Below are 13,946 nucleotides of genomic sequence, written 5' to 3'. Positions count from 1 at the left end.
CTCCCTTGCCGATCCGGCAGCTTCGCGACCTGATGCGCTACCGCTTCAAGCTGACGAACTTTTCGTCGAGCGAGAAAAATCGGCTGCAAAACAGTTTGACGGTTTCCAACATTCAGCTTGGAAATGTCGTTTCCGATACGTTCGGCAAAAGCTCCATGAAGATCATTGATAAGCTGCTGGACGATCCGCTCGATACATCTTTTGACCTCGAGCCGCTCATTCACCCCTCCATGATCGGGAAACTTCCTGAACTGGAGCTTGCGATTGACGGACTCATTACGCCAGAGCAGGCCGGAAAAATCAAGGTCATCAAACAACACTACGAAGACCTCGAATCCCGAAAAGCGGAGCTAGAAGCCATTATTCTTTCTCTTGCCGAGTCCTACCTGGACGAAATCAACTTGATCTTAACTGTTCCGTCCTTCAAAAACCTGTTTTCCGCCATTGCCGTGGTTTCGGAAATCGGTGTGAACATGGACGTGTTCCCGACAGCTAAGCATCTATGCTCTTGGGCAGGACTTACACCTTCAAATGATGAAAGTGCCGGCAAGAAAAAGTCAGTAAGGATTTCGAGAGCCGGCTGCTACATCAAGCCTCTTTTGGTACAGTGTGCAACCGCCGTTGTTAAAAGCGAAAAGCATCCCGAAATCCGAAACCGCTACTTGCAACTGAAGAAACGCAGAGGCCGGATTATGGCGGTTGCAACCTGATTTCCTTCAAAGCTGCATGTAATACATTTTTTTACATTTGGTCGTCTAGTTGCACGGCTTATTTGGCATGCTCATTTTCATTGTTACGTGCGTTTGATAAGGATTTCAGACTTCACCCCAAGATGGATCCCCCGCGCTCTTGCGAGCTTCGGCTCATTTTTGATTCTGTTAAAGATTATCACAGCTTTTTTGGAAGAGTCAGCCCTCAATCGTTGGCAAACTTCCCGGATATTGGATATGCTGCGACTGATTGGCAATCGGAAACAGAGAATGCCGCCCAGTTGTTGAGCGGCATTCGTGGTGATTCAGATTTCCTTCTTGTTCGTCGCATCCGATTCATTCTTCTGGTTGCCATTCTCAATTTGCCATGCTTCCGCATTTCCAAAATAAGCGTGGGTCAATTCTTCCGAGACTTCCAAATCTTCCTGTTTCCCTGCCATCATTGTCCACAAACCCTTGATCACTTTTGGGACACGCACGCTGCATCACCTTCAACCTAGAGTGTATACATTCATATATTGCCTTGTAGTATGGACCATAATCTGAAAATTATTTGACGGGAAAGGCAATATAAGTATTGTCAATATAAGTATTTGATTTCACGCCGTTTTCTGTGCTATACTCAACCTGTATCCCCGTATCTGACGGGGATTTTTTCTGCGAACGATAGATATTTCGAAAAGTGTTTATAGATACTTTGCCACGAAAGGAGAGATGACAGTGAGCGATTTGCTGCAATTGGAAGATCTTACACAAGCACAGGGCGATATGCACCGTCCTACGCTGGTTGAGCGGGAAAGTATAGACTATAAGGCGATTGCAAAGAATGTAGGGCGGATCGGAGAAGGGAAAAAGTATCATATCAAGACTTACGGTTGCCAGATGAATGAACACGATACGGAAATCATGGCCGGAATGCTGGAAGAAATGGGATATACCGCAACAAACGATCATCATGAAGCGGATTTCATCCTATTTAACACTTGCGCGGTCAGGGAAAATGCCGAAGATAAAGTGTTCGGGGAAATTGGCCGTCTCAAGCCATTGAAAAACCGCAATCCCCAGCTGATCCTTGGGTTGTGCGGCTGTATGGCGCAGGAAAAGGTCGTACAGGAATTGGTGGCGAAGACCTATCCGTGGGTGGATGTGGTATTTGGAACCCACAATCTTCACCAGTTGCCTGAGCTGATTGACAAAGCCCGCAACTCGCAGGAAACGATTATTGAAGTATGGGACAAAGCGGGTGCAGTTATTGAAAACCTGCCAAAACTCCGTAAAGAAGGCATCCGTGCATGGGTTAACATCCAATATGGCTGCAATAAGTTTTGCACCTACTGTATTGTCCCCTATACCCGAGGACGCGAGCGGAGCCGTTTGCTGGAAGACGTGGTGGCGGAAGTGAAGGAACTGGCAGGCTTGGGGTTTAAGGAAATCACGCTGCTGGGCCAGAATGTCAACGATTACGGGATTGACCTGAAAGCATATGATTTTGCCGATTTGTTGGCTGCTGTCAACGAAATTGAGGAGATTGAACGAATCCGGTTTACCACTTCAAATCCGTGGAATTTTACTGACAAACTGATCCAAACCATTGCGAATTGTGAAAAGGTGGCGGAGCATATTCATCTCCCGGTGCAATCGGGCAATAATACAATCCTTCGCCGAATGAACCGGGGTTATACACGGGAATTCTACCTGGATCTTGTCGGACGAATCCGTGCAGCCATTCCTGACGTTTCGTTGACAACAGACATTATCGTTGGATTTCCGGGTGAAACGGAAGAACAGTTTCTGGATACACTGCAGTTGGTGGAAGAAGTCCGATTTGACGGGGCCTACACCTTCATTTATTCGCCTCGTGCCGGAACACCTGCAACCCGCTTTAAGGAACTGGTTTCGGAAACGGAACAGAAGGATCGTTTGCAGCGACTGATCGATGTTCAAAACCGCATCTCGCGTGAAATCAACGACGAGATGAAGAACCAGATTGTTGAGGTCCTTGTGGAAGGTGAATCAAAGACGAATCCCGATGTTCTGCAGGGCCGCACCCGTACCAACAAAATTGTACTGTTCAGCGGAACCCGAGACCTGGCAGGCCAGATTGTCCAAGTTCGCATTACCGAGCCGCAAACATGGTTGCTCAAAGGGGAACTCGTTCCTCAACGAGCGGGGCTGGCTGTATAAGAATGTAAGGAAAAGAGCGCGGATGTCCGTGCTCTTTTTTGTTGCCAATCGATGCTATATAATGAGGACAAGCTGGATTGACGGAGGATATCATGGCACGTTATACACCTATGATCGAACAGTATCTTTCAATCAAGGAACAGGCGGCAGACGCCTTGCTGTTTTTCCGGTTGGGAGATTTCTACGAAATGTTCTTTGAAGATGCGGTCACGGCTGCCAAGGAATTGGAGATTACTTTGACCGGAAGGGACGGCGGCGTTGGAGAACGGATTCCCATGTGTGGAGTTCCCTACCATTCAGCCGAGTCTTATATACACAGGTTAATAGATAAAGGATATAAAGTTGCCATTTGTGAACAGGTGGAAGACCCAAGCCAGGCTAAAGGAATTGTCAGACGGGAAATTGTCAGGATTGTCACGCCCGGTACCATCATGGATGGGAAGGCAGTGCAGGATAAAGGGAACAATTACATAGCTTCACTGGTTCAAACCGGAGAAGAAATCGGATTGGCTTTATGTGACGTTTCAACAGGCGAATTTTATGTTGTCGAACGGGATCTCCAGACAATTTGGGATGAACTTCAGCAATTTCAACCGACGGAAATGGTTGTGCCTTCTGGCGATGAACACAAAACGATCGTCCAAACCGTCATAGAGCGAGTGGGTTGCCTTGTGACAGCGGAAGAGTCCAACTCCCATGCGGAGACCAAAGCGACAGAACGCTTGCTGCAGCACTTTAATCTGCTCTCGCTGGAATCTGTTGGACTGGCGGAAGTTAAGACGGCGGTCATGGCTGCCGGGATGCTGCTGTCATATTTGGAAAAGACGCAAAAAAGAAATCTTCATCACCTGAAAAAACCACTTCTCTTGACCCGCGAAACTCATTTGATCATTGACTCCTTCTCCCGCCGCAACCTGGAATTGACTGAGACAATCCGGGAAAAAAGCAGGCAGGGTTCGCTGCTGTGGTTGTTGGACAAGACTGTTACAGCCATGGGCGGTCGCTTGCTGAAAAAATGGGTGGAACGTCCACTGGCGATTCGTGCCGACATTGAACGCCGGCTGAACGCGGTGGAGGAACTGGTTAACGAATTGTTGCTCAGAGAAGATCTGCGCAATTTGTTGGGAGAGGTATACGATCTTGAGCGCCTGGTGGGGAGAGTGGCTTACGGTTCCGCCAACGGGCGGGACCTCTTGGCGATCGCTTCCTCCTTGTCGGTTCTGCCTGAGATCCGCCGTCGGCTGCTTCACTGCGACAGCCCCCTCTTGCAAGACGTTGGTGGCATGATCGTGGAATTAAATGAAATTGTGGATCTTATTAATAGTGCGATTGTAGATGAACCGCCTGTCGGTATCCGTGATGGAGGACTGATCAGAGACGGATATGACGCCCATCTCGACAAACTGAAACAGGCCAGCAGGGAAGGAAAACAGTGGATTGCCCGCTTGGAGCAGCAAGAGCGGGAGAGGACCGGGATCAAATCCTTGAAAGTCGGCTTCAACAAAGTGTTCGGCTATTATCTGGAAGTTACGAAATCCAATGTCCATCTGGTTCCTTCCTATTTCGAACGGAAACAGACGTTGGCCAACGGGGAACGTTACATTACTCCCGAACTTAAAGAAAAAGAAGCGCTGATCCTGGAAGCGGAAGATAAGATGATCGATTTGGAACAGCAATTGTTCCTTGAAGTTCGGGATCAGGTAGCTGCCCAGCTTGCCAGAATTCAACAGTCGGCGGAAGCCGTTGCACATGTTGACGCTTTACAATCCCTTGCTACTGTAGCAGTGGAACGCAGGTATACCAAACCGGTCATTAACGATTCCGACCGAATTCTTATTGAGGAGGGACGGCATCCGGTAGTGGAAGCTGTTCTTAAACGGGAATCGTTCGTTTCAAACAATACGCTGCTCGATTGCGGTTCCAACCAAATTGCTTTGATAACCGGTCCAAATATGGCAGGTAAAAGCACATACATGCGACAGGTGGCCTTGATAGTGGTGATGGCCCAAATGGGATCTTTCGTTCCTGCAAAAAAGGCGGAGATTGGCATTGTGGACCGGGTGTTTACCCGTATCGGAGCTTCCGATGACCTGACAGGCGGCCAAAGCACATTTATGGTGGAAATGGTGGAACTGGCCAATATCTTGCATCACGCCACCCGTAACAGCTTGATCATCCTGGATGAGATAGGCAGGGGCACCAGTACATTTGACGGGATCTCCATTGCCAAGTCGGTGATTGAGTATCTGCACCAATCCCCTTCCGTCGGAGCGAAAACCTTGTTTGCCACCCATTACCATGAATTGACGGAGTTGGCAGGCCGGCTACCCGGTGTTACCAATTATTCCACCCATGTGCAGGAACAAGGGGACTCCATTGTGTTTCTGCGGAAAATTATCCCTCAGCCGGCTGACCGCAGCTACGGGATCCAGGTTGCCAAATTGGCAGGGCTTCCGGATAAAGTGTTGCACCGTGCCAAAGAAATCCTTCATGTTCTGGAGAGTATGCCCAACGCCGGATTGGAGACGGCAGTTGCAAGTTCTGCCGCAGCTTCAGATGACGGCGAAACATCCCAGCTGTCATTGAACTTCGATGCAAAACCGCATCCGGTTGTGGCTGAGTTGCAGTCCATAAACTTGCTGAACATGACACCGATTGAAGCATTGACAACCCTGCATCGGCTTCAACAAATGATTGGGAAGGGATGACGCAAGATGGCCAAAATCCGCGTAATGGACGACCTGCTGGCCAATAAGATCGCAGCCGGAGAAGTCGTCGAGCGCCCCGCTTCGGTGGTCAAGGAATTGGTAGAGAACGCATTGGATGCGGGTGCGACAGAGATTGAGATCGAGCTGGTTCAGGGCGGCCTGGAGTTGATCCGTGTGGCCGACAACGGGTCGGGAATCGACTCCGAAGATGTGCCGGTAGCTTTTGAACGGCATGCAACTTCCAAGATCATGGAAGATAAGGATCTGTTCAAAATTTCAACCCTTGGCTTCCGCGGTGAGGCACTTCCTTCCATTGCGGCCGTGTCCAGAGTTGAGATGAAAACCCGAACGGAAAATGAAACAGCCGGTTCGTTCATACGGATTGAGGGAGGCCGAATCCAGGAAATTGGTGTTACGGCTGCCAATAAGGGAACTGACATATTCGTAAGAGACTTGTTTTTCAATACCCCCGCCCGCTTGAAATATTTAAAATCGATTCAGACAGAATTGGGCCATGCCACCGATTATATTGAAAGAATGGCTCTGGCTCGCCCTGATGTTGCTTTCCGCCTGACGCACAACAGTCGGATATTGGTACAAACCGCCGGTGACGGCAAGCTGCCGCACGCGGTTACGGCCGTTTATGGACGTGAGACGGTCAAGCAGATGGTGGATGTTGAATGGGAAAACTATGATTACCGGATCACAGGTCTTGCGGGCTATCCCGAATTGAATCGGGCCAATCGGAACCATTGCACGTTCCTGGTGAATGGAAGATATGTCAAAAGCTTTCAACTGTTTAATGCTGTGCAGGCAGCCTATCATACGAGGCTGCCGATTCACCGTTATCCGGTATGCGTCTTGCACCTCCAGTTGGATCCAACGCTTGTGGATGTGAATGTTCATCCGACCAAACTGGAGGTCCGCTTTTCAGAAGAGAAAGATGTCTATGCCGCAGTACAATCGGCGGTGCAGTCCGCTTTGGAAAGATCAACGTTCATTCCGAAGGCGCTTCCCCGGACGCCTCAGACTTTCTCATCGGGGAACGAACCGGCAGTCAAATCGACCCAGTCTGAACTAAAACTGGACAACCCTGGTCGAATTCGTTACTCAGAACAGGAAAGCGCGACTGATTCTTCAAATCACCGGATACCGAAACATCCAGTTGAGCGCATACGGGAAACCAAACCTGATTTTTCCAAACCTGTAGAGCGTATCCCGGTAGAAGCGGCTATGGATCTTTACCGTCCGGATGACAAGGAATCTGTGCCTGACAGAGAGCAAGAGCCAGTGTACGATTCAGAACCGCAGGTGGAGCATCCGATTCCGCGCTTCCGACCAATTGCACAAGCTTTAGGCATGTATGTGATTGCCGAGAGTGAGGAAGGACTGTTTATTATTGACCAGCATGCGGCCCACGAGAAGGTGTTGTTTGAGAAATTCTCCAAGCGGCTGCAAGAGAAAAAAATCCGGCCATTGCCTTTGCTGGTTCCCCTGACACTGGAACTGTCCCCATCAGAAGGGCAAAAGCTGGAGAAACAGTTGCAAATGCTTGCTGAATACCATATGGAAGTGGAGCAATTTGGCGGCGGTTCTTTTCTTGTGAGGTCAGTTCCCGACATTTGGAGCGGTTTGGACATCCAGCGTCTTGCATCTGAATTTATGGATGAATTTCTTGCGGAAGGATCACTTAAGGATCCGCGTTCATTGATTGAGGACAAACTGATAACAAAAGCGTGCAAGTCGGCGATAAAAGCGAACCAATGGCTTTCCATGCCAGAAATGACCGCTTTGTGCGATCAATTGTCGGAGTTGGAAAACCCGTTTACCTGTCCACACGGACGCCCGATCATCATTCATATGACCACCTATGATCTGGAGAAACAATTTAAGCGGGTGATGTAGATTGAACGTTTCCTTGGCCGTTACAACAGTTCCGAACCCTTCTGCAGACGAAATCCGGTTGGCGCAGGAATTGGCTGCCGAATTACAGGTCCAATATGTCCCCCGTTCGGCAACTGTGAGCAAGATGCAAAAGCAGATGGGAGTCCTGCAAATGCTGGTGGCAGGTAAGCGATTGACCCTCCATGCCCATGGCCGGGAGATATTTTTTCACCCATCCATGGCTGTTGTTCGTGTCAAACGAATGCTTTTGGGAGATACTGATCTTATGGTGGAAAAAAGTGGTTTGCAGTCTGGCGATGTTGTGTTGGACTGCACACTTGGAATGGGATCCGATGCTATAGTATTTGCCCATGCAGTCGGCACAAGGGGAAAAGTAATCGGCTTGGAACAGAATCCGGTACTGGCTGCTCTTGTTCGAATTGGCATGAGAAACTGGCCGTCTGATGTTCTCGAAGTCGCTGAAGCCATGCGGCGTGTGGAAGTTGTTGCGGCCCATCATCTGGATTTCATGCGGACGATGCCCGATCAATCGGTTGATATTGTCTATTTTGATCCGATGTTCCGTTCAACAGTCAAGGAATCGGTCAATTTTGACCCGATTCGTGAACTGTCAATAACAGACGCGATTTCTCCGAATTCTGTGGAAGAAGCCAAACGAATCGCCAGGAAATCAATTGTGCTGAAAGAACGTGCGGCAAGCGGGGAGTTTGAACGCCTGGGATTTCCGCCTCCCTTGCGGCGCTCCAGCTCCTTTACATATTCGGTGATATTCAGGCGGGGGGAGGAGTCGTTTTGACGCAGATGCGCTGCCTGGTTGTAATAGCGGGACCGACTGCTGTAGGGAAGACCAGGTTGAGCGTCGACTTGGCTTCCGCTTTTGTAGGGGAAATCATCTCGGCTGATTCCATGCAAATATACCGGGGAATGGATATAGGAACAGCCAAAATTTCACGGGAAGAAATGAATGGTGTGCCGCACTGGGGAATTGACATCGTGGATCCGCAGATTCCCTTCTCTGTTGTAGATTACAGGGAACTGGCGGACAAATGGCTTTCAGACATCTGGAATCGCGGGCATCTTCCCTTTCTGGTGGGAGGGACGGGACTCTACATCCGGGCCCTGACAGAATCCTATAATTTTACCGACTTTGCGGGAGATCCGGAGTTTCGTAACCGGTTGGCTGAACTTGCACGCATTCACGGGCCCCAAGTCCTGCATGACCGTCTCCGTGAAGTGGATCCGGAGTCGGCAAGCCGTCTTCACCCCAACGATATCCGCCGGATTATTCGAGCATTGGAAATCTATGAGTATACCGGTAAACCCATGTCCGTACAAGTGGAACCAAGCCAAAGGAAAACTCGATTTCCTGTTTTGAAGATCGGATTGACAATGAGCGATAGGGAACTTCTTTATCAACGAATCAATCAGCGGGTTGATGCCATGGTTGAGAAGGGGCTTGTTCAGGAGGTCCAAAGTTTGTTGGACCGGGGGATACATAAGGAATTGATTTCCATGCAGGCAATCGGGTATAAAGAGATTATCAGCTATTTGGAAGGTCAGGTGACGCTGGAGGAAGCGATCGAAACGATAAAACTGGGATCCAGGCGATATGCCAAACGACAGTTGTCCTGGTTTAGGCAAGACCCGAACTTTCATTGGTTGGAAGTGGACCGGATGTCGTGGGATGATCTGTACGAGCGTTGTTACCGGCTCGTGCAGGAATTTCAGCATCGGTTCGCGAATACAGTTGAAATAAAAGAGGATGGGGGTACCAGAGCGTGAACAAACCGCAAATCAATATTCAGGATACGTTTTTGAACCAAATTCGCAAGGAAAATATCCCGGTCATCATTTATCTCGTAAACGGGTTTCAAATACGCGGGGTTATCAAGGCGTTTGACAACTTTACAGTGATCGTGGAAGCCGAAGGAAAACAGCAATTGGTATACAAACATGCAATTTCCACATTCACTCCCATGAGAAATGTGAACTTCAGTGCAGAATAGCAACAATCCTGACAATCAAGCATTCGAGAACACCGGTCTTCTAACCGGTGTTTTTTGTATATCCTCTTAGGCAAATGCGCAACATATGCACAGTTTCCAAGAGGAGGTATTATTTTATGGTTCGAAATAAAGATTCCAATTTTCCGGGCCCGCGAAATATTGAAAACCCCAAAGCACGAACGGAAAAAGCACCTCTTCGTCCAAATCGGTCAATTGCACCGCAACCGCGTGACCGAATGAGAGATTCTGGTAAAGAATCGTAGAAATCACTAATTTAGGGAGGTTGATTGTTTTCATCAAATGAATTATACTTTCAGGCATAAAGGGTCGAAGGAGTGAAAGAAGGCAATGGCTAAAACTTATGTAGACAAAGATACCTGCATTGCATGCGGAGCTTGTTATTCCACTTGCCCGGATGTATACGAAGCTGACGATGAGGGCTATGCATTCGTAAAACTTCCTGGTGGAACGGAAGGTTTTGTGGAAGTTCCGGAAGAGTTCCTGCAAGATGCCATGGACGCTCGGGATGGTTGTCCCACCGAATCCGTTAAATGGGAAGACTGATCCCAAAACTTTACCATACGATTCTCAAATAAAACCCTGTGGGGAAACCCATGGGGTTTTATTTTTTCTGGGCTTTCACCTAATGAGTGCCGGCTGCGTATGATGAAGCAATCACGGCAAGTGAGGTGACAGACATTGAACAAGGGCGGTCGGCGCTCGCCCGTATATCGGGATCTGGATGAGATTTTGGAACAATTTCGCTCGGGGCAATTGGCGTTGAACGATGCGCTTCGGCGGCTCCACACACAAGAGAAACCGACTCTGTCAAAAGAAAGAAAAAACATGAATTCATTGCAAGATACTGCGAGGTTTCAGCAGACGTTGCAGGAATTGGACACGATGATTGGGTTGAAGCAGGTTAAAGGTTTGGTGAGGGAGATTTACGCTTTGATTCAAATTCAGCAAAGAAGGCAGGCTGCCAAGCTGGCAGCCGAACCTGTCGTGCTCCACATGATTTTTAAAGGGAATCCGGGGACGGGGAAAACCACCGTTGCAAGAATACTGGCGCGCCTGCTAAGGGAATTGGGATTTTTGTCCAAAGGACATTTGATTGAAGTGGAGCGGGCGGATCTTGTTGGCGAATATATTGGGCATACAGCTCAGAAAACCCGTGAACAGGTGAAAAGGGCGCTTGGCGGCATCTTGTTTATTGATGAGGCCTACAGTTTGGCCCGCGGCGGCGAGAAAGACTTCGGGAAAGAAGCCATTGACACTCTGGTCAAGGCGATGGAAGACCATAAGAACGATTTTGTACTGATTCTTGCCGGTTATGAACTGGAGATAGATTTGTTTCTGCGTACCAACCCGGGGTTGCCCTCACGGTTTCCTATCACCGTATCGTTTGACGATTATGAGGAACACGAACTTGTCCAGATTGGCAAGCAGATGCTCCGGGAAAGAGAGTATCGGCTTTCACCGGAAGCGGAACAAAAACTGCGGCTCCATCTGAAAAACAAGCTCGCCATGGACAGGCGCAACTTTGCCAACGCAAGACTGGTGCGCAACATCATTGAGCGGGCCATTCGTATGCAGGCTTTACGGTTATTGGATGTCAAAAACCCCACCAGAGAAGAGTTGATGGTAATCCTTCCGGATGATTTTTCGTTTGAGGAGGGGAACATCGGATGAAAAACTTTCTGGTAATTGGCAGAACCAATGTGGGAAAAACAATGTTTTGCGTCAATTTTGCCGAATTCTTGGGGTTACATCGGTTGGACGTCTACTATCAATTGCCGGACGGAACCACCAGGCAAAGGAAATATGATCTGCCGGCTGCACGTCAGGAGTTGTCAGGACTCGGTCAGCACAAAACAAGGTCGCTTCAGTCCATACAATTGGATTTGCCAGGTGGTAAAGGTTCCCGCAAATTCAAGCTGACCGATTCGACCGGTTTGACCGACGGGATCCATCCTGACAAAAGCTTGCGGGAATCCATGGCTCAGACCTTGGCGGAATTGCAATATGCCGACTGTATCCTGCACTTGATAGATCTTACAGAGGTTGCGAGAACCGGAGGGCTCTCGGCTATGGGGGAACTGGATTTGCAAATTGCCGAATTGGGAGGTATGAAGAGCGGGTATGCCATGCTCGCCAATAAAATAGATTTGCCGGAAGCAAAGCCTGCCCTCGAAATTGTACAGGGCGAGGTGGGAGAAACGCGAATCATCCCGATCTCTGCCAAGTACCGGCAGGGATTTCGTGAGGTGAAAGAATATGTTTGGCGATTGGTATAATTGGTCAGTGGAGCTGTTTGGGATTGTGCTGACAGGAATCGCCATCAAGACGATGGATGACCTGCTGGATGTGGAATATGACCAGTGTGTGGGTCGATTTACCATCGCCGGAAAGCTTGGCAAAGCGGTTATGCCTTATGCTTTGCTGATCTTGGGAATAGGAGTTTTCGTGGCTGAGGAGATTGCCCTGGCACTGTTTTTGGCCAGCTACTCCATCGGAATGGGACATGATCTGTTCGAACGAATGCCGACGCGATTGCCTGGGTGGGCAGAAAGTCTGATAGCTCTTGTAGTCGGAATGCTGCTGACCGGACCGCTTCCCATGGTCTGGGGGGTTCTGATCATGGCAGGAGTCCAATTTTTGGATGATCTGGTGGATATCTACAAGGACTCTCAAAGTGGCCAAAGGAACTCGGCGGTTCAACTTGGTGTCGTGGAGACTACCCTGCTGACCCTCATCTGTTTCTTGGGAGCGGTTTTGATGAATGCTTCCGATTCGGTGTTGGTGCTGCTGGCCACGCCTTTGGTTCACATGATTCTGGAGATGCTGGGAGGGGATTGAATGATTCCCGTGTCGTGGGTTTTATTGTTATTATTGGTGGCAATCCTTGGAGCTTTTGCAGTTGGAAGAAGAATGGGCATCCAATGGGGGCGCCGATTGGGAGAGACGGAGTCGAAAATTCGACTCCGTCAGGAAAGTCTTGAAGCGGGACAATGCAAAATATGTGATCAGACATGCAGGTGAAGGACACTCGCTGGAAGTGCCCTTCTTTTATGGTTTGTGTTACAATGGTTCGAGAAGCGGGGGTACGAACTGATGTATGAAACAACAGCCAAACGAGAGAGGGCGGTTCTGGTCGGTCTGCAAACGGGCCGACAGCCAGATTTCTTGTGGAAATTGGCATTTGAGGAACTGAAGGGACTTGTTGAGACGGCGGGAGCAGAAGTGATTTCCGACGTGGTACAAGCCCGCAAGTACCCGGAACCGTCTACCTATATCGGAAAGGGCAAATTGCAGGAATTGGCAGCCGTTGTCAAGGAACTGGAAGCCAATCTTGCAGTATTTGATTCGGAGCTATCCCCAGCTCAGGTTCGCAATCTGGAGCAAGCTCTGGATTGCAAAGTGCTTGACCGTACACAGATCATACTGGACATATTCGCGGGAAGGGCCAGGACAAAAGAGGGGAAGTTGCAGGTCGAACTGGCTCAATTAGTCTATTCTCTTCCGAGACTGACAGGCAGAGGCATAGCCATGTCCAGGCTTGGCGGAGGGATTGGCACCAGGGGGCCGGGAGAAACGAAACTTGAAGTCGATCGTCGCCGAATTCGTCAACGAATTGCAGATTTACGGGCAGAGCTGCGGGAGGTAAGACAGCATCGCCAAACTCAACGCCAGCAGCGCAAGAAACGGGAGATTCCCGTTCTTGCACTGGTTGGTTACACGAATGCGGGAAAAAGCACACTGCTGCACACAATGATTGAGAGGTTTGGCACCGGTTCCCATGTGGCGGATTCTGGCAGGAACCGCCTGTTTGACACATTGGACCCCACCACCAGAAGAATAGAATTGCCTGGTGGCAAATCTATCATTGTAACGGACACAGTAGGGTTCATCCAAAGGTTGCCTCATCAACTGGTGGACGCCTTTCGCGCCACCCTGGAAGAAACGGCGGAGGCGGATTTGCTGCTGCATGTGGTGGATGCCAGCCATCCGGAATATGAGATTCAGATGGAAACTGTCTATCAAGTACTGGAAGATTTGGATGCTTCAAGGAAAAGCATAATTACTGTGTTGAACAAGATGGATCTTGTAAAGGAAGAATGGCTTCCCGACGACCCGTGTTCTGAACATACGTTTCGGTTGTCCTCCAAGTCCGGGAAAGGTATCGCCGAACTGGCAGCTTGGGTTGCATCCAGGTTGAACCGTTCAGCAGTACGGATGCAAGTGTTTCTTCCTTACAGCGAAGGACCGTTTCTTTCAAAATTGCATGCAAAGTGCAAAGTGTATTCGCAGGAATTTGAAGAGAACGGAATTCGGTTGGATCTGGATGTCATACCGGAATATCGTGAACGGATCGCCCCGTTCAAGGTCAACTGAAATGAAGGAGAGTAGCTTGGTGTTCGAACAAATTTTTA

General features: G+C 49.2%; 14 protein-coding genes. 13 read left to right on the top strand and 1 reads right to left on the bottom strand.

All coding sequences use genetic code 11. The annotated features are described in order from the left end of the window. A partial coding sequence (locus EFBL_RS18490; RefSeq protein WP_231705885.1) for a transposase occupies nucleotides 1-710 on the top strand: 710 nt, incomplete at its 5' end. 305 nt (nucleotides 711-1,015) lie between these two features. Here EFBL_RS18490 and EFBL_RS20780 read toward each other — a convergent pair. Then, the gene (locus EFBL_RS20780; RefSeq protein ID WP_165912477.1) at nucleotides 1,016-1,189 is read right to left on the bottom strand and encodes a hypothetical protein; all 174 of its coding nucleotides are present in this window, start codon (nucleotides 1,187-1,189) and stop codon (nucleotides 1,016-1,018) included. Between the two features lie 235 nt (nucleotides 1,190-1,424). Between EFBL_RS20780 and miaB the strand changes: the two genes are divergently transcribed. From miaB to hflX, 12 genes are all read left to right on the top strand, one after another. Next, entirely contained in the window at nucleotides 1,425-2,894 is a 1,470-nt protein-coding gene (gene miaB / locus EFBL_RS18485; RefSeq protein ID WP_096183910.1) for a tRNA (N6-isopentenyl adenosine(37)-C2)-methylthiotransferase MiaB, read from the top strand. A gap of 92 nt (nucleotides 2,895-2,986) precedes the next feature. Beyond that, nucleotides 2,987-5,602, top strand: a complete 2,616-nt coding sequence (mutS, locus tag EFBL_RS18480) for a DNA mismatch repair protein MutS (RefSeq protein ID WP_207907561.1) — start codon at nucleotides 2,987-2,989, stop codon at nucleotides 5,600-5,602. 6 nt (nucleotides 5,603-5,608) lie between these two features. Further along, nucleotides 5,609-7,507 carry a DNA mismatch repair endonuclease MutL gene (gene mutL, locus EFBL_RS18475; RefSeq protein ID WP_096183908.1) on the top strand — a complete coding sequence of 633 codons (1,899 nt, stop codon included), beginning with the start codon at nucleotides 5,609-5,611 and terminating at the stop codon, nucleotides 7,505-7,507. Between the two features lies 1 nt (nucleotide 7,508). Then, complete coding sequence (locus EFBL_RS18470) at nucleotides 7,509-8,303, top strand: class I SAM-dependent methyltransferase (RefSeq protein WP_096183906.1); 795 nt, start codon at nucleotides 7,509-7,511, stop codon at nucleotides 8,301-8,303. Nucleotides 8,304-8,308: 5 nt separating this feature from the next. Then, nucleotides 8,309-9,289 (top strand): tRNA (adenosine(37)-N6)-dimethylallyltransferase MiaA, encoded by a 981-nt coding sequence (miaA, locus tag EFBL_RS18465; protein WP_096184199.1) that lies wholly within the window; start codon nucleotides 8,309-8,311, stop codon nucleotides 9,287-9,289. After that, nucleotides 9,286-9,513, top strand: coding sequence for an RNA chaperone Hfq (hfq, locus tag EFBL_RS18460; protein ID WP_096183904.1), 228 nt, complete (start codon nucleotides 9,286-9,288; stop codon nucleotides 9,511-9,513). The genes miaA and hfq overlap by 4 nt, the downstream gene beginning before the upstream one ends. A gap of 348 nt (nucleotides 9,514-9,861) precedes the next feature. Beyond that, nucleotides 9,862-10,077, top strand: coding sequence for a ferredoxin (locus tag EFBL_RS18450; protein WP_096183900.1), 216 nt, complete (start codon nucleotides 9,862-9,864; stop codon nucleotides 10,075-10,077). 135 nt (nucleotides 10,078-10,212) lie between these two features. After that, nucleotides 10,213-11,205 (top strand): AAA family ATPase, encoded by a 993-nt coding sequence (locus EFBL_RS18445; RefSeq protein WP_096183898.1) that lies wholly within the window; start codon nucleotides 10,213-10,215, stop codon nucleotides 11,203-11,205. Next, nucleotides 11,202-11,810 (top strand): GTPase, encoded by a 609-nt coding sequence (locus EFBL_RS18440; RefSeq protein ID WP_096183896.1) that lies wholly within the window; start codon nucleotides 11,202-11,204, stop codon nucleotides 11,808-11,810. The genes EFBL_RS18445 and EFBL_RS18440 overlap by 4 nt, the downstream gene beginning before the upstream one ends. Beyond that, nucleotides 11,791-12,372 (top strand): UbiA prenyltransferase family protein, encoded by a 582-nt coding sequence (locus EFBL_RS18435; RefSeq protein ID WP_096183894.1) that lies wholly within the window; start codon nucleotides 11,791-11,793, stop codon nucleotides 12,370-12,372. Before EFBL_RS18440 ends, EFBL_RS18435 begins: the two co-directional genes overlap by 20 nt. 46 nt (nucleotides 12,373-12,418) lie before the next feature. Next, nucleotides 12,419-12,628, top strand: a complete 210-nt coding sequence (locus EFBL_RS18430) for a hypothetical protein (RefSeq protein WP_096183892.1) — start codon at nucleotides 12,419-12,421, stop codon at nucleotides 12,626-12,628. Continuing rightward, complete coding sequence (gene hflX / locus EFBL_RS18425; RefSeq protein ID WP_096183890.1) at nucleotides 12,628-13,908, top strand: GTPase HflX; 1,281 nt, start codon at nucleotides 12,628-12,630, stop codon at nucleotides 13,906-13,908. Before EFBL_RS18430 ends, hflX begins: the two co-directional genes overlap by 1 nt. The last annotated feature ends 38 nt before the right edge of the window (nucleotides 13,909-13,946 follow it).

This window comes from Effusibacillus lacus, from assembly GCF_002335525.1.
In the GTDB taxonomy this organism is placed as follows: Bacteria; Bacillota; Bacilli; order Tumebacillales; family Effusibacillaceae; genus Effusibacillus; species Effusibacillus lacus.
Note: the sequence above shows the minus strand (reverse complement) of the source record. Positions and strands in the feature narration are given on the sequence as shown.